We start from the raw sequence: 15898 nt of genomic DNA, 5'->3' as shown, positions 1-15898 counted from the left end.
AGATTAATACAAACGAGTGCGGCGTGCGTTTTCACGAGCCAGCTTTTTAGCATGGCGCTTAACTGCAGATGCTTTAGCACGTTTACGTTCAGTCGTTGGTTTTTCATAGAATTCACGACGACGAACTTCTGCTAATACGCCTGCTTTTTCGCAAGAACGCTTGAAGCGACGCAGAGCTACGTCAAATGGCTCGTTTTCACGTACTTTAATTACTGGCATGTGCCTCTCACCTCAATAGAAATCGGGTTTGTCGCTGGCGTGATAGTGCCAGCCGTCTTTAAAAATGGTGCGGAATTTTACTTCAATGAACACGGCTTTGTAAAGTGCCGAGGAAAATTGAAACATACAACGCCACAGATTATAGTTTGTTTTTTTTGGACGTAAAACGAACAATCTAATGCTGACGTTATTAACATTAACCACACAGGATATTCAAGTAGGAGTCTGATTATAGACTAAACAGAAGAAAGAGTCAGCATGTAAATGGAGACGATTATAACTGAGTTGATGTGAATAGTGGTTGTAAGTAGATAGTGATACACTGGCGTTTGCTTTAATTATAGTGGTGAGTGCAAGTACAATGCGAGTCTTAGGTATAGAAACGTCCTGCGATGAAACTGGAATCGCAATTTATGATGACAAATCCGGTCTGCTAGCCAATCAATTGTACAGTCAGGTAAAACTACATGCTGATTATGGAGGGGTTGTGCCTGAGCTTGCATCCCGTGATCACATCCGTAAAACGGTTCCGCTGATTCAGGCGGCCTTGAAGGAGGCGAGTTTAACGAGTAAAGATATTGACGCTGTTGCTTATACCGCAGGTCCGGGCTTAGTAGGGGCATTGATGGTTGGAGCAACTATTGGCCGTTCATTGGCTTTCGCGTGGGATGTTCCCGCCATTCCTGTTCATCATATGGAAGGCCATTTATTGGCACCTATGTTAGAGGAAAATAGACCTGAATTTCCTTTTGTTGCATTACTGGTTTCTGGTGGACATACTCAGCTCATCAGTGTGACTGGTATTGGTGAATATAAATTATTGGGTGAATCCATTGATGATGCCGCAGGTGAAGCTTTCGATAAGACGGCAAAATTATTGGGACTGGATTATCCTGGCGGCCCGGCTCTTTCCCGCATGGCACAGAAAGGTAAGGCAGGTCGTTTTGTTTTCCCTCGTCCAATGACAGATCGTCCGGGACTGGATTTTAGTTTCTCAGGTTTGAAAACTTTCGCAGCCAATACGATTCATAAGCACATTCTTGGTGATGATGCTGAACAAGATGAACAGGCTAAAGCAGACATTGCTTATGCCTTTGAAAATGCTGTTGTTGATACGCTGACAATAAAATGCAAACGGGCACTAGAGCAGACTGGTTTTAAACGATTAGTTATGGCGGGAGGGGTTAGTGCAAACCGGGCATTACGCATTAGTATGCAAAATACGATGGAAAAATTGCGTAGTGAAGTGTTTTATGCCCGCCCTGAATTTTGTACTGATAATGGAGCAATGATTGCATTAACAGGGATGATCCGCTTGAAAAGCGTTACCAAAGGCGCTCTAGGTGTGACTGTTAAAGCTCGCTGGCCATTGTCTGAGCTTCCTCCGTTGTAAAAGTAACTTGAAAAGTGGAGCAGAGTGTTCATCGAATGAAAAAAGGAAGGTACTAATCAATATTCAATGACATGTAATATTTGAGTAATACCTTCCTTCTGTTCAAATTAAATTTAAAACATTGCTATTTTTTTTATTTAAAATCTATATCCTATACCAACATTAAATCCATTAATATAATTGTTTGTTCCCTCACCATATGGAACTGTGTCAGTAAATTTTGACAGCGTACCTTCATAAGCGAGGTAAAGAGTGATATTTTTGACAGGATTAATTTCAATACCAGCACCATAGGCAATATTATTAGTGCGTAGAGAAAATTTAGTATTATGCTTGTTATCGATATTTTCATTGTAAGAATTCCATCCGAGGCCTCTCCACGTTGCTACTTGTCCAGTCGTAGGATCTATATTATTAATATTATCACTCACTCCAAAGGGGGCACTTATATGATATGTTACATGAGAAATACCAAGCAGACCATAAATGCTCAGATAATCATTTATGCGGTAAGCTGGGCCTGCCATTAGGGAGAAATATTTTGCTTTATATGAATTTCTTGCCTCAAAATATGTAGGTGCAATAACAGTCGTATCACCACTTGGATAATTATTAAACCGAAAACTCCTGCCACCACGACCCTGCATATAAGTGAACTGACCAATTATGCTGACTGGGGAGTCCCATTCATAGCGATAATGAATGTTAAATCCATTGAGATTAATCTTATCAGCAGGTTTGGTTATCTTGCCTCTTGCATACCCAGCAGCTATGGTATGTGTATCAGCATTAGCTAATGAACCATACATAAAGCTGAATAAAGCGTGATTTATAAAATATGAAAAAACTATTGTTTATTTTATTCACATAGTGATTTATGTTTTTCTAATTAGAACTTATATCCTATACCAATGTTAAATCCGTGTATTAACTTAGTTTTGGCTGATTTTGTATCATATGGTCCATTTCTGCCGTTAGCAAAGGCCTCATATGAAAAGGGGTCAGTTGTCATTCTCTGGTATTTCGTTATGGAGCCTTCATAATTGAAATAAAGGCTGATATTTTTAACGGGATTGATTTCAATACCGGCACCATAGGCAATATTATTTGTCTTTTGAGGAACCCGAATAGACACATGTTTTCCCGCCTGCTGATAGTTATTTTGATTTATTCCCCGAAGACTTAGGTCTTCTGAGTTAACTATAAAAGGGTGATTGAGATAATAACTATCTGTCCATCGTTTTGCATTGAACGATGTATGTGAAATCCCTAGTAAACCGTATATACTTACATAATCGTTTATACGATAGGCAGGTCCCAGCATCAGGGAAAAGTATTTTGCATCAGGTTTTTCAGTTACTGGACCAGAGTATTCCTTTAGTGCGTCTTTTAATGGTATTTTTTTTCTTGGATCTGGTAATTGTGTTATCCCGCTCTGCACGGCTCGTGATCTGTAATAATCCAGAAAACTGGGTAACGAATCATCTCCTCTCATATAGGTGAATGTTCCAACAATACTGATTGGAGAATCCCATTCATAGCGATAGTAAATATTAGCTCCCTGAAGTTTTGTTACTTTGGCTATCTTACTTTTCGCATATCCTATTCCTATAGTATGTGAATTTGCATTGGCAAATGAACCATATATAAAGCAAGACGTAGCCAACGTCATTAGAAGCGCTTTTTTTGTTACCATGATTTATACCTTTAATGTTTATTAGCTGAACTAAGTATAGATAATTTATAGAATATGCAAGTAAAAATTGCCAATTAAGTTACTAATATTAATTTATTTGTATTTTTTGTTATTTTTTAAATATTGATTATTATTTTTAATAAATTAGGTTGAATAACAATTCGTAGTGCATTCTTTTGATGTTTTTCTTATTTGTGTGTTTTGATGTGTTGATTAATTAAATTTCTTTCTTTAGTTATCTTGGTGGGCTCTCTAAATACTTTCTTTGGGCGTTATCATATACAGGATCTTAAGAATTATGCCTTTCAAAAAACGCATCCAATATCTTGTTTCTACACGATTTTCTTTGTTGCGTTTTGATAGCGTTCCGGTATAAATATGCTTGCGCTTTTTCCAGCCAAAGATACGTTTCCGTCCAGGCTCTTTGAAGCCAGTTTCCTATTATTGGCCTGAGCCAGATAAGCCCCGTGCTAACGTTTCTTTCCTTGTCGCAAACCCGTGCCAGTTTGTGTGGGATTTTAGCTCTTTGAACAACAGTTCTATTTGCCAGCGACAACGATAAATATCCATGATGTCATTGGCCGTAAACGCCTCCATCGGCAAATTTACTCATGCCTGACAGGCGGGCGGGAGCGGGAAGCACTGGCACACTGGTGTCGATGGATTTAGGGCATGGCGATGCGTGAGAACGCTATATCCGGCTGGTGTATTACCAGAATATTGAGGGCGAATAAGCTGTATTGGATCACATACGGTCTGCCCGCTTTGGTCATTGGAGTGCGAGCAAACCTTAGCCGATTATTCATGTGTTATCTCTAACTTGCTTCTGGACAAAACTGAGTTAGACTCCCTTGCACATCGCCCAGATCAACGTTGTTGAGGTCCCGCAGGATGAAACAGTGGAGCCAGACGGGAATGGGGCAGCCAACAGTTCCTGTTCCCAGGTGTTGATAGGTGATGTCATGTGACACCTCCCTAGGGGTTAGGATAGAGAAGAGAGCCATCATGATATAATGCGGGTCACGGCTGTAGTAATAAGATTATGTTAATTTTTTTAAATTATTTTTAAATTCAATTAAATGATAAAAAATAATAAAATTATTATTAATTTGTTTTTTTAAAATTCCATGTGTATTTCATAATTTATTGTTGAAATTACTCCAATGTGTACTAATATTTTAAAATATAGAGAAAAGACTATTTGGTACGGTAAAATATGATCTTGTATATATGGAGAATGAAATAAGTAGTTTGAGTTTGAAATTAATTGGTTATAATTAATTTAATCTGTTAAATTTTAACATGACATAATAGTGGTCCTATTAAAACATAATTTTCAATTATTGAGCCAAAGTTTATTTTTGCAAATGCATATGTATTAATGATTTTTAAATTAAGATAGGTGGGATAATTTGTCGGAAGTAAATCTAAATAACAATGATAAACATATTGATGAGTGAATAATCTACCCATTGTTAGATAATGTCTATAATTAGATGAGAGAAATTGATTATTATACAAGCTTGGTTCATATTTATATCTTAGGAAATTATCAAAGTTAAGCATGTGTGGATTTATCCTATATATTAAATGGAGATATCTATACATAAAGATAATGGTGTAAAATGCCAAGGAAATTCGAATAAGGTATTCGTTATTTGTATGTCGAGTATGATATTTTTTGTGAAGTTATAAAAATAAATCAAGATAAATATCTTTGTCATTTTTTCTATATATTTTGGTTTAGAAAATAGCAGGCAAAATTAGACTGAATATCAGAAGATAAAGCAACTACTGGTTAATGGGAAATAGGAACGTATGTCCAGTGATATACTCAATGGGTTTAAAGAGATAACTATAATAGAGAGTTATTTATCTGGATATATGATGTGTTGTCACTAATATAATCGAAAAAACTAACCTTAAGCATTAGTTTTTATGTTTTATTAATGAAGTTTTTTTATGATTTTAATTTTATATTGAAAGTATATGGGTAATTGAGTTTATTCGATTAATTATAACTTAATGAAGATTATAATTAATTCTTTAATTGGCTAGTTGATGCGTAAAATATCTATTACATTAACTTTTAAATAAGGTGATTGTTATGTCTAAAATAAGTACTGAAATTTATTCTGCATTCACAGATGAAATCAAAGATTCAATAACACATAGTTTCAATGTTTCAATGCAAGATAAATTATCTCCTGATGAACTTAAAAAACAATCTAGTGAACTTTTTAGATTAAATAAAATTGCGATTAAACTGGATGCTGGCGCATATATAGTGAGATGGACGTTTTTATGATATGTAATTTCTACTACTTATTGTTAAGTGGATTGTTTGGTTGAATTTTTAATCCAAGAATCTATGTATCAAATTTTAAAGCATAAAATAATTCTTAATGAGAAAGCTTAGTTGTTACTTAGTGAATATAAATATAATTTGTTATGGGAATTAAAAACATTATTTCTCGAATGATTTTTTTATTCTTAATTGAATAACCATCTCCTGTGAAGATGGTCAGAAATAGGTTTTGGTTCTGCCTTATTGATTTTTAGGTATGTTATTATACCACTTTGGGGAGAAATAAAGCCCGCCTTCATAGAAGGCGGGCTCAGGCCGTGCCGCTTGCAGGCAGTGATATTCAGATTGTCTGTGAAATAGACGAACAGTAGTCATTTATCGGTAATAAGAAAAATCAGCGCTGGCTCTGGTATGCTTGGGAGCCGAATAGGAAGCGGATAGTGGCGCATGTGTTTGGGGCTCGCAGCAGGAAAACGTTGAAAAAACTGCTGGCACTCCTGCCCCTTTCAGCATCCGATCCTGTACAGATAATGATGCCGTTTACGATTGCCTTCCTGAGGAAAAACACCTCACAGGAAAGAAATTTACCCAACGTATTGAGAGAACTCATCTCACCCTCCGTATCCGGATAAATAGGCTGAATCGAAAAACGATAGGGTATTCTAAATCCGAAGCAATACACGATAAGGTGATAGGAACATTCATTGAGTGTAACTATTATGTTTCACAAGCAATCTAACTATTGGGTTCATGACCAAGAATTAAGGGATAGGATCCTATCCTCTAAATTAAGTTTGAATTTGATATTTCCTTTATTTGATCTATTGATAATTGTTTCGATAATTAAAATAAGTCATGTTTTCGCGTTAATATTTTAATTAATATTCTTCTCCATTTGGATTTTATATTCACATAAGAAACCCAACACTTATGACCTGTTATCACATAACAGTAAATTATTGAATGCCATTTCAGCTAATGTAGATTATATATAAAGCATTATAATATTATGTTTATATCGATATCCTCATTGTTTATCAATTTGTTACTAAACTGCATAAAACTCATGTGGTTAAAAATACAACTTATAACGCTGTCGAATCCCGATTCGGTGAATCTGGTGTAATTGAACTTACTGCTCTGGATGGTTATTTCTCTTTATTGGGGCAGGAACTCAATGTAGCCAGATCGCGTGATGTCACGGTGACGGTTGTCTATCTGGGGATCAGTAATGGCTATACACTATCCGCTATAATTTTATGTATAGTTTGAAATCCGCATATTTAATTAACCTGAATTCTGCTTTCAGCGGTCGCATTACCGTGATTTTAAAAACTTTTATTTGGAGCATATCTGGCAATACCATCACCGCGACTTCCCCTCCTTGCTCAGTTATACCCGTTTTATCAGCGTTGCCCCGTCCGTTTTGGTCCCCTTATCCAGTTATCTGACTCAATTAAAAGGAAAACCGACAGGCATTGCTTTTATCGACTCCACGAGTTTGCGCGTTTGTCATAACATCCGTATTCCTCGTCATAAGGTCTTTCAGGGCATAGCGCAACGCGGAAAAACCTCAATGGGATGGTTCTATGGGTTCAAATTACACCTGATTATTAACCATCTGGGCGAAATTTTAGCGCTTAAAGTGACCCCGGGTAATGTGGATGATAGGGAGCCTGTACGCGAATTATCAAAAGATCTCACGGGTTCTCTTTACGGCGACAAAGGATATCTGAGTCAGGAATTGGCGGATGATTTAGCTAAAACGGATATCACCTTTATCACGAAAAAGCGCCGCAACATGAAAGCGCTTGCACTGGCTGAGTGGGATAAGGTTATGCTTAAAAAGCGTTTTATCATTGAAACGATTAATGGACAATTAAAAAACGGCTCTCAATTAGAACATTCTCGTCACCGAAGTATAACCGGTTTTTTGTTAACCATTTTAACGGGATTGATTGCTTACTGCCTTAAAGAGAAAAAGCCATCACTGAAAATTTTCTACTCAGAAGAAGATATTTCAGTAATAGCTTAAGCGGAATTGGGGTTAATTACAATTGAACAACAAAATAACGGCAAATAAACTTAATTTTATTTTCAAAATACAACAATCAATTAGTTTTTTGTAAGGGGTTAATGTGGCTCATATCCATATTAGTCTGAGAGTTCATCCCATCTGTAAATATTCTGATAAAGAAAAAGCCATCCCTGTTTTGAGATGGCTTTTATACAAAATTAATAACTGTCTTTTTAATTAATACTTTTTGTTCAATATAAATCTAATATTGTTTCAGCCACACAGGTATGTTGGTTTTTCATTTGAGGTGCGGGCTTAATAAAACAATCTTCCAGAAACCAGCTTGCCGGTGTTTTCAGGGTAATAGAGACAACAACTAGCTGCTCCAGACTAATTCGGTTAGTTCCCCGTTCATAACGTGATAACTGCTGATGGCTGACGCCAATTCTGTCCGCCAGCTCTGCTGCTGTTATCCCAAGCTCTTTTCGCTTCATTTGGATCCTTTTACCTACCAGCATACTGACTCGCATAATCTCTTTACTCTCAATTTATAAATAGGTTAATAAAACAACTGCTGTACCTTCATACTTACCGGCTTTTGGTTGTGTTAATGTGTGCAATATTGATGTCAGGGTAAAATTCGAGGGAATATTTTTCCCCTGGGCGATAACATGCACGCCATCTGTCGCATCCCTTCCATCAATCTGCAATGTCGAGTAAATTTGCTTATTAGTATCGAGATAAATTTTTGGCTCACTATTAATGGATTTGACTTGCAACATTATCTTGTTGCTACGAAGTGCACATTTGAATTGCCCATTAATTGAGCGAGTGGCGTTATTAACTTCTGAAGCTTTTAATTCCCCGTAGGCAATTTCAGAAGGTATGCTGATTTCACAGCTTTGATTTATAGGTGGTAATTTGTTGCAAGTGGAGTTAGGAAATTTCATTGCGATACCATAACCTGATGATATCTGCTTGGTGTAAAACAAACCTATACACTCGGCATCTGCGCTAATAATAGGAAATGTCACCCGTATAGGAATTCCGATCTGTCTTTTGTAGGCTCGCATGACTTCTGCGGTTGTCCGGTACTTATGTGCGTCATTCAGGCATACATTTGCCTCAATACAGGAACCATACATGCCCGGCTGGTTGTTACTATATTGAACATCAGGGCCAACATAACATGGCTCATTACCATAGCAAGGATTGCCGATCCCCTCTTCTTCTGTCCATTCAATAATCTCCATGGTAGTGATAATTCGTTTACCCGATATAATAGTATTCACTGGCATAACATAAGCTCCACCATAGGCATATGGAGCACTAAGGAAAAGCAACAATGCTGCGAACTTCATCAACGATTTTTTAATATGGTGCATAATTTTATTTCCCTAAATAACATCAAACTCAGGTTGAATATCATGGGGTAAAAAAGAAGCCGAAATCGCTATTCATAACTGAGCTCAAAAGTTGCCATTGCATTGAACTCTCCTACACCAATCTTGTTTTGCAGCAGCGCACTAGGATCAGCTTTTACATATGCCTGAAACGGGATTACATTGTTACTGCTCGTATCAGAGAGTCTAAATTGAGCCGTTTTATTAAAAGGGAGTGGTGTACCATCCAGTTTTTCCATACCAATGGCTGCACCTGAAGCACTGCTGCCATGACCGAATGCTAATAATCCGGGCTGCTCTCTGCTTTCCTGTCCGACAAACCTGATTTTCACTGTCTGGGCCACCCTGGGATCACATTCTTCCAAATGTAGCCGGAGCTGTTGGCTTGGCGTTCGGTGATGCAGATAAAGATCCCGGTTGATAATGTTGCCAAAATTAACTTCTATAACTTTATCTTCCGGTTTAATCACACAAGGGGGAGCGAGTACAGTCATCGTGATTCTGACATTTTGGCGTAGGTTATCTTTTGCATAAGCACCTTGCTGACTGCCAATCCCCAGCAGAAATAATACCGGTGGCACCAATGTTTTCAGTGCGTAGTGAAAGAGCTTCATACTTAACAAATTCATTATCATTTATCCCAAAATCCGTTACGATCTGGTGAAATCTGCTTTATGATCCCATCAAGCTGTTTATGACGGGATATGGCTACCAAGAGCTAATCAATTTCCTGCATCTACAATCTTCGTCACTACACAAGTATTATCACTACATTTGAATGTTAACTGTGGGCGTCCACCATAATCATTAACATAAGTCAGTACCGGTTGATTACCGAATGAACTAACCGTTCCTCCCAGTTTGTCACTGCTTTTGGGCGCCAGCATTAAGGGTTTAAAACCGTCTACACTTTTACCATTTACCTTATTTGAAGCTTCTGAAATCGTGATGTAATAAGGTGTTGGATTGTTCACCACATATTGGTTTCCCTGACGGCTTAAGGTCAGTTTTTCCTGCCATGGGTTATCATGATCAATACGACGGGCGATAATTGCTTCCGGGCGGTAGAACAATTTGATTTTCGTTTGTAAAGCTATTTGCAAGACATTTGGTTTCTCACTGCGCGGTGGTATTTCACGAACGTTGAAATAAAACACACTTTCTCTATCTTGTGGCAACTGGGTCACTGCTGGCAGTGTCTGGATCTTGATTTGGCTCTTCGCTCCAGCTTCAACACGCTGCACAGGGGGAATAACGACGAGTGGGCTGTTGATCTTATTTCCCTTATCATCTTCAAGCCATGCCTGTGCTAAATGCGGCAAATCAAGATGTTGATTTTCAATATTCAGGCTGACAGATTTTTCATTCCCATTAAAAATAATGCGGGTACGATCCAATGCTATCGCCGCCATTGTTTGATGCACTGACATTAAACTTGTTACCGTTATGGCCGCCATCATTAGAATTTTTTTTAGTTTCATAGTGTCATCTGCTTATACTCAAAAAAGATCATATTTATATTGTTGGTGCCGACTAATATCGGTATACCTATGCCAAATAAAGCAATGCAATACTCTATTAAAGATCAATTAAATGGATTTTTTTATTACATTTTATTTATCTTCATCTTTTAAAAACTGACAAGGTAGCAAAAATGCAGTTAAATAATCTGCCGAAATTTCATCTGGCACGGTAATCTCACATTGAGCACGTCCATCCCAATGCACTTTCAGTTTTTCACCTTTGTTCATTCCGGTCAGATAGGCATATCCGTCATCATTGACAATCCCGATTTCCCGTTGGTTTGCATTTACGATAGATGCCCCAAAAGGTGGAGATGAACCATCAGGCAAACGAATAGTTGTCATAGCCTTGAGCCCTGATATGACCTGAAATTTACGATAACCAATCGCACCTTCTGTCAATGTTGCCAATTGAACAGAGCGCAATGCCTCTACATCGTCCGGTAATTTGTCTAAGTCAATATTTGCGGTATTACGGTAGTAATTGTTTACATCTACCAGCACAGCTTTACCAAAATGGTTGGTATATACTGACGAACCGAATGCCCGGACAGGAACATTGCCAACACCTTCTGTATCCACCATCAGGCGGGTTGCACCAGGCATATTAGTACGATGCAAAGCTGCACCATTGGCAGTGACAGTAACTCCCCCCTGCAAGCCGAGTGCTGCGGTAGTATTGCCACCATCCTGATAACTGGCGCTGGCAGTCAGCAATGCCCGATCACCATAGTGGGTGTAATAACCATTTGCTGATGCCTTACCACGAATATTCGTACCGGCTGATATGCGATAATTATTGCGATCATCAATACGCTCAAAATAACCTATCAAATGGGAATTTCCCTGACGATTGGCCATTCCGTTATAGCTAAAGGTGCTACTTTCTCCCCATGGAATAGAAAGATTCAGGTACATACCGTCATCTTTTTTATTATCAAAGTTGTTACGGTAAGCTGACAGGTTCACACTGATATTTTTATAACGCCCAATATCAATATACTTAGTCAGAGATACGTTATAGTAATCGTTTGCTGACCGATTCCAGTAGGTCTGATGGCTATAGTTGAGGTAAGCACTGAGGCCAATATCTGTAAACTGTTTATTAAACATCACGGTATACATCTCTTTTCCACTATCGGAAGAAACGTTGCGATAGCGGCGATCGATATATTGCCCCATATTCATAAAGTTACGTTCAGAGAAACGATACCCGGCAAAAGTCACCTGACTGTTGTATTGATCAAAACGTTTCGAATAACTGAAACGATAAGATCCCCCGGTAAAGGTTTTTTTCTCTCCCGGCAATTTTGCTCTTGACTCCGTCACGTCAAACGACAATGCACCCAACACCATCAAGTCACGACCAACCCCCAGTGATAAAGCGTTGTAGTCACCTGCTCCCAAAAAACCACCATACAATGACCAGCCGTTATTGATCCCCCAGGAGAATTCTCCGAGACCGAAGGCCGGCCCTTCACGACGATGCTTATCATTGGTAGATTGTCCACCAACCAACTTGTATTGCACACGTCCCGGACGTGTCAGGTAAGGGATCGTTGCAGTGTTAACCTGAAACTGCTGTACACTTCCATCCTGCTCTTCAACTCTGACATCCAAAGCGCCTGAAACTGCATCACTGAGATCCTGAATTCGGAATGGCCCTGACGCAACCTGAGTTTCATACAATACTCTCCCCATCTGACTAATCGTCACCTTGGCATTGGTTCTCGCAACACCAGTAACCTCAGGGGCATAGCCGCGTAAGTTCGGTGGCAACATGTTCTCATCAGTCACCAAACTGATACCGGTATAACGGAAGCTATCAAAGAGGTTAGAATTGAGGTAATCCTCTCCCAACGTCAACTTTGCTTCTAAACGGGGAAGTGCACGATACAGGTAGTATCGGCTCCAATCCCAGTCACGGCGTTCTTTGCCACCGGTTCGATGTGAGTTATCTGCTTTATCATGTTTGGTCTTGAAACGATGATATCTGGCCTGCCAGTCAGCCCGAAAACGCCATGCACCCAAATTCATGCCCGCTGTTCCGTTAGCACTTATTTGTTGGTTATTACGATCATGAGTCGGTTTCGATGTTTGCGCATTAACGTTATAGTCAAACAATAATCCGGTTATCCCCTCATCCCAGCGGGAAGGAGGATCCCAATCCGGCAAGTCATATTCCAGATAGCTTTTAGGAACAATCAGATACAACGTATAAGTGGCCAGATCCCCCCTTGCTGACATACCCGGTAGTGTATTGAGATCAAGACATTTTCCTTCATTCTGCCAACCTAATTTTTCAGCCCACTTTGGTTTAAGAGCAATTTGTTTGATTAATTCGGGAGATATACAGGCTTCACTACCTTTCGAATCATCAGCCGAAGCAATAAAATCGATAGAATAAGTATCTGGAAATTCCTGCTTATTCATCCGAACAGCCATCATATAATTCCCCGGCATGATATAGCCTGCCCGAGAGAACTGTTCTAAATTAATATTGCTACGTTCACTGATATCCAGCGCATCAATGTTGAATTCAATTGGCTTAGAATAAGCGATCTGAATACCGGACACTGCAAACAGTATCAAAACAGAAAGAGGTTTAATTCCGGATATTAAGTGTTCTATTTGTATTTTATTCGTTATCTTCTTTTTATTAATCACGTATTTTTTATTAAAGGTGTTTATCCTATTACTGTTCTTTTTTTTATTAATAGAAGAAAAATAATGATTCATAGAATCTGAAAACAAAGCCATAACATCCTCTGAGCAATGAATCGTTAATAACCCAATTTGAAATTAGCTGTTGTCTGATACTGCCAAGTCTGTATGCGTATAGGACTATCGCCTAATAGATCGCATCATTAAAGTTCATCGCTCTCACTTAAGGATCCTACAGATACCGGGGATTGCAGGAGTAACCACATGTCCTGCTTATCCGTAATATATTACGTTCTCTGTTTGTGATTCACTGAATTACCGTACAGCGGGAAGTAGAGGAAACATGTCACCATCGGTAGCCATTAAAAATTACTTAACATGGCAAAATATCTTTATTTTCCGAATACCACCAATAGAGAACACCATAGATTAAATCAATAAAAAAGGGTATTTCAAATTACTTCTATGGGAATAATTCTATTAATGCCATACTCTGCTGACTAATTTGACAATAATATTGATTTATATCAATAAGACAAAGCACATTATAGAATATTCTAATCATGTCCTGCTAGCATATTAGTTCCCAGAAATACCCTAAAGACACATCAAGAAACCCGGTAAATCAGTAGCATGAATTTCCTGATGTTTAATTACCAAAATTATCAGTCAGTAAAAATATTACTGATAATTTAATGTAAAGTTAGCAATAGCAGTGAAGTTACCAGGGACAACTAAGCTCTCACCTTTCTCATCACTTAAATTAATACCTTGCAGGTACGCTGCAAATTGTAAATCATTGTTACCTTCGTGCAGAGATAATAGTTTACTTGCTGTTCCCAGAGGCAATCTGTTATTACCAGCATCAGTAATAGCAATTGCCGCACCTTTCGCTGTTCCTTCAATACCTAAATAACCTGGCTCACCACTAGCCATAGAGCCAGTGAAAGTCGTTTCTACACCTTTCAGAGTCTGTATAGTGCAGTTTTCTAATTCAATTTTGAAATGTTTAGATTCTGAACGCCCTTGTTTTTTCAAGATGTGGCTGGAAACAGCCCCCATATCAACTGCAATATTGGTATTTTTAATTGAACAAGGTGCATCAATGATAGAACCAGTAAATGTAACCGTACCATTACCTTGGTTAGCCGCATTTGCAGCACCTGCTGTTAAAGCCACACCAAAACCTAAAATCATTGCCAATTTATTCATTTTCATAATCGAATTTATACCTTTTAATTAAAAAATGACAGACTTATATATAAAGAGAAACCGAAGTACAGAAATTAATTTCTGATACTTAGGATAATGACTATTTAGTTTTTTGACAGATAGCTTGACTGATTCAAATAAACCAAACCGGCGGTATCATTCTACACAAAAATCCTTAAGTCAAATTTCAGCCGATAAAACTGGTAATGCTCCTTAACTGCGTATGAAATATGAGTTTTTATCAAAAAGTCCCCATAAGCAGTAGTATATTTTACTGTCAATTTTGTGAATTTGGGTTATTTTCCTAAATTGTATCGAACAAAGATGAATAGTTCAGAATCTTAGTTTGTGTGTTTTTATTGAGCGACTTTATCTTTCCGAAAAAAATAGTCATATGATTATATCAAAATAATTATTAAATATAGTTTTTACTATTGTCCTCATGGCTTATATCAAAATAAAAACAAACTATTTATCAAAAACATAAAATTAACAAACTAATTATAATATAATTAAATTATTATTTTTATTTAAAACATTTACTTTTTGTTAGATTGATTTCTCCACTCTTTTTACAGGTGTATTAATGTGGAATAAAATGGCAACTGAATAAATAGATGAGAGTTATTTTTAAACAATCTGTTTAAATAAGGTATTAATTTGAGCAACAAAAAAGCTCTTCCCATTGTTGAGAAGAGCTTTTATTTTTAATCAGAGGATAAAATTACTTAGGCTTTTTTAATTATCACCCAACAAAACAGATTCAAGTGCAATTTCAATCATGTCATTGAAAGTTGTTTGACGCTCTTCAGCAGTCATTTGTTCACCTGTGCGAATATGGTCTGAAACAGTACAGATCGTCAGTGCTTTTGCACCAAATTCAGCCGCAACACCGTAAATACCTGCCGCTTCCATTTCAACACCCAGAATGCCGTATTTTTCCATTATATCGAACAATTGTGTATCTGGGGTATAGAACAGATCTATAGAGAAGATATTGCCAACACGTGTGTTAATATTTTTCGCTTTAGCGGCATCAACGGCATTACGAACCAAATCAAAATCAGCGATTGCCGCGAAATCATGATCTTTAAAACGCACACGATTGACTTTGGAGTCAGTACAAGCCCCCATACCAATCACAACATCACGAATTTTAATGTCTTTACTCACTGCACCACAGGAGCCAATACGGATAATCTTTTTGACACCAAACTCGGTGATCAGCTCTTTCGCATAGATGGAGCAGGATGGAATGCCCATACCGTGACCCATCACTGAAATGCGGCGGCCTTTATAAGTACCGGTGAAACCCAACATACCACGAACATTGTTAACCTGACGGGCATCTTCTAAAAAGGTTTCCGCAATGTATTTTGCACGTAGTGGGTCACCTGGCATTAGAACAACATCAGCAAAATCGCCCATCTCAGCATTAATATGTGGGGTAGCCATAAATTTAT

General features: G+C 37.9%; 16 protein-coding genes and 2 pseudogenes. 5 read left to right on the top strand and 13 right to left on the bottom strand.

Annotation, left to right across the window (positions count from 1 at the left end; translation table 11 throughout):
- Positions 1-3 precede the first annotated feature (3 nt).
- On the bottom strand, positions 4-219 hold the full coding sequence (gene rpsU, locus AAC852_RS14595) for a 30S ribosomal protein S21 (RefSeq protein WP_001144069.1): 216 nt from the start codon (positions 217-219) through the stop codon (positions 4-6).
- A 361-nt stretch (positions 220-580) separates the two neighbouring features.
- Between rpsU and tsaD the strand changes: the two genes are divergently transcribed.
- The gene (gene tsaD / locus AAC852_RS14590; protein WP_340621635.1) at positions 581-1612 is read left to right on the top strand and encodes a tRNA (adenosine(37)-N6)-threonylcarbamoyltransferase complex transferase subunit TsaD; all 1032 of its coding nucleotides are present in this window, start codon (positions 581-583) and stop codon (positions 1610-1612) included.
- Positions 1613-1749: 137 nt separating this feature from the next.
- On the opposite strand, the gene AAC852_RS14585 is transcribed toward tsaD, so the two are convergent.
- From AAC852_RS14585 to AAC852_RS14565, 5 genes are all read right to left on the bottom strand, one after another.
- Positions 1750-2421 carry an Ail/Lom family outer membrane beta-barrel protein gene (locus AAC852_RS14585; RefSeq protein WP_340621634.1) on the bottom strand — a complete coding sequence of 224 codons (672 nt, stop codon included), beginning with the start codon at positions 2419-2421 and terminating at the stop codon, positions 1750-1752.
- Between the two features lie 80 nt (positions 2422-2501).
- Positions 2502-3308 (bottom strand): Ail/Lom family outer membrane beta-barrel protein, encoded by an 807-nt coding sequence (locus AAC852_RS14580; protein WP_340621633.1) that lies wholly within the window; start codon positions 3306-3308, stop codon positions 2502-2504.
- Between the two features lie 441 nt (positions 3309-3749).
- Entirely contained in the window at positions 3750-3905 is a 156-nt protein-coding gene (locus AAC852_RS14575) for a transposase (RefSeq protein WP_340621632.1), read from the bottom strand.
- Between the two features lie 68 nt (positions 3906-3973).
- Positions 3974-4114, bottom strand: coding sequence for a hypothetical protein (locus AAC852_RS14570; protein WP_340621631.1), 141 nt, complete (start codon positions 4112-4114; stop codon positions 3974-3976).
- Positions 4115-4149: 35 nt separating this feature from the next.
- Positions 4150-4272, bottom strand: coding sequence for a hypothetical protein (locus tag AAC852_RS14565; RefSeq protein ID WP_340621630.1), 123 nt, complete (start codon positions 4270-4272; stop codon positions 4150-4152).
- A gap of 1143 nt (positions 4273-5415) precedes the next feature.
- Between AAC852_RS14565 and AAC852_RS14560 the strand changes: the two genes are divergently transcribed.
- The 4 genes and pseudogenes from AAC852_RS14560 to AAC852_RS14545 form a co-directional block, all read left to right on the top strand.
- Positions 5416-5616, top strand: coding sequence for a hypothetical protein (locus AAC852_RS14560; RefSeq protein ID WP_340621629.1), 201 nt, complete (start codon positions 5416-5418; stop codon positions 5614-5616).
- Positions 5617-5936: 320 nt separating this feature from the next.
- A pseudogene (locus AAC852_RS14555) lies at positions 5937-6355 on the top strand (IS1 family transposase); the annotation flags it as partial.
- A 329-nt stretch (positions 6356-6684) separates the two neighbouring features.
- Positions 6685-6888 carry a hypothetical protein gene (locus AAC852_RS14550; protein WP_340621628.1) on the top strand — a complete coding sequence of 68 codons (204 nt, stop codon included), beginning with the start codon at positions 6685-6687 and terminating at the stop codon, positions 6886-6888.
- Positions 6889-6919: 31 nt separating this feature from the next.
- Positions 6920-7651, top strand: a pseudogene (locus tag AAC852_RS14545) (IS982 family transposase); the annotation flags it as partial.
- A gap of 233 nt (positions 7652-7884) precedes the next feature.
- Here the strand turns inward: AAC852_RS14545 and AAC852_RS14540 are convergent.
- The 7 genes from AAC852_RS14540 to deoD all read right to left on the bottom strand — a co-directional run bounded on the left by AAC852_RS14540 (position 7885) and on the right by deoD (position 15890).
- A complete protein-coding gene (locus AAC852_RS14540; RefSeq protein WP_422824305.1) occupies positions 7885-8163 on the bottom strand; it encodes a helix-turn-helix domain-containing protein in 279 nt (92 codons plus the stop codon).
- 18 nt (positions 8164-8181) lie between these two features.
- Positions 8182-9018 carry an MrpH family fimbial adhesin gene (locus AAC852_RS14535; RefSeq protein ID WP_340621627.1) on the bottom strand — a complete coding sequence of 279 codons (837 nt, stop codon included), beginning with the start codon at positions 9016-9018 and terminating at the stop codon, positions 8182-8184.
- 68 nt (positions 9019-9086) lie between these two features.
- Positions 9087-9665 (bottom strand): fimbrial protein, encoded by a 579-nt coding sequence (locus AAC852_RS14530; protein WP_340621626.1) that lies wholly within the window; start codon positions 9663-9665, stop codon positions 9087-9089.
- Between the two features lie 93 nt (positions 9666-9758).
- Positions 9759-10517, bottom strand: a complete 759-nt coding sequence (locus AAC852_RS14525; protein ID WP_340621625.1) for a fimbria/pilus periplasmic chaperone — start codon at positions 10515-10517, stop codon at positions 9759-9761.
- A 132-nt stretch (positions 10518-10649) separates the two neighbouring features.
- Positions 10650-13298, bottom strand: coding sequence for an outer membrane usher protein (locus AAC852_RS14520; protein WP_340621839.1), 2649 nt, complete (start codon positions 13296-13298; stop codon positions 10650-10652).
- 606 nt (positions 13299-13904) lie between these two features.
- A complete protein-coding gene (locus tag AAC852_RS14515; protein WP_340621624.1) occupies positions 13905-14441 on the bottom strand; it encodes a fimbrial protein in 537 nt (178 codons plus the stop codon).
- A 732-nt stretch (positions 14442-15173) separates the two neighbouring features.
- Positions 15174-15890: a purine-nucleoside phosphorylase gene (gene deoD, locus AAC852_RS14510; protein WP_340621623.1), complete on the bottom strand. Its 717-nt coding sequence runs from the start codon at positions 15888-15890 to the stop codon at positions 15174-15176.
- Positions 15891-15898: the final 8 nt, after the last annotated feature.

The organism is Xenorhabdus siamensis, from assembly GCF_037996745.1.
Classification (GTDB): Bacteria; Pseudomonadota; Gammaproteobacteria; order Enterobacterales; family Enterobacteriaceae; genus Xenorhabdus; species Xenorhabdus indica.
This window is presented reverse-complemented; position numbering and strand designations above follow the sequence as displayed.

Coding starts and splice junctions, on each gene's coding strand:
- rpsU (WP_001144069.1), bottom strand. CDS start 219: ATGCCAGTAATTAAAGTACGTGAAAACGAGCCATTTGACGTAGCTCTG.
- tsaD (WP_340621635.1), top strand. CDS start 581: ATGCGAGTCTTAGGTATAGAAACGTCCTGCGATGAAACTGGAATCGCA.
- AAC852_RS14585 (WP_340621634.1), bottom strand. CDS start 2,421: ATGTATGGTTCATTAGCTAATGCTGATACACATACCATAGCTGCTGGG.
- AAC852_RS14580 (WP_340621633.1), bottom strand. CDS start 3,308: ATGGTAACAAAAAAAGCGCTTCTAATGACGTTGGCTACGTCTTGCTTT.
- AAC852_RS14575 (WP_340621632.1), bottom strand. CDS start 3,905: ATGGAGGCGTTTACGGCCAATGACATCATGGATATTTATCGTTGTCGC.
- AAC852_RS14570 (WP_340621631.1), bottom strand. CDS start 4,114: ATGAATAATCGGCTAAGGTTTGCTCGCACTCCAATGACCAAAGCGGGC.
- AAC852_RS14565 (WP_340621630.1), bottom strand. CDS start 4,272: ATGACATCACCTATCAACACCTGGGAACAGGAACTGTTGGCTGCCCCA.
- AAC852_RS14560 (WP_340621629.1), top strand. CDS start 5,416: ATGTCTAAAATAAGTACTGAAATTTATTCTGCATTCACAGATGAAATC.
- AAC852_RS14540 (WP_422824305.1), bottom strand. CDS start 8,163: ATGCGAGTCAGTATGCTGGTAGGTAAAAGGATCCAAATGAAGCGAAAA.
- AAC852_RS14535 (WP_340621627.1), bottom strand. CDS start 9,018: ATGCACCATATTAAAAAATCGTTGATGAAGTTCGCAGCATTGTTGCTT.
- AAC852_RS14530 (WP_340621626.1), bottom strand. CDS start 9,665: ATGAATTTGTTAAGTATGAAGCTCTTTCACTACGCACTGAAAACATTG.
- AAC852_RS14525 (WP_340621625.1), bottom strand. CDS start 10,517: ATGAAACTAAAAAAAATTCTAATGATGGCGGCCATAACGGTAACAAGT.
- AAC852_RS14520 (WP_340621839.1), bottom strand. CDS start 13,298: ATGAATCATTATTTTTCTTCTATTAATAAAAAAAAGAACAGTAATAGG.
- AAC852_RS14515 (WP_340621624.1), bottom strand. CDS start 14,441: ATGAAAATGAATAAATTGGCAATGATTTTAGGTTTTGGTGTGGCTTTA.
- deoD (WP_340621623.1), bottom strand. CDS start 15,890: ATGGCTACCCCACATATTAATGCTGAGATGGGCGATTTTGCTGATGTT.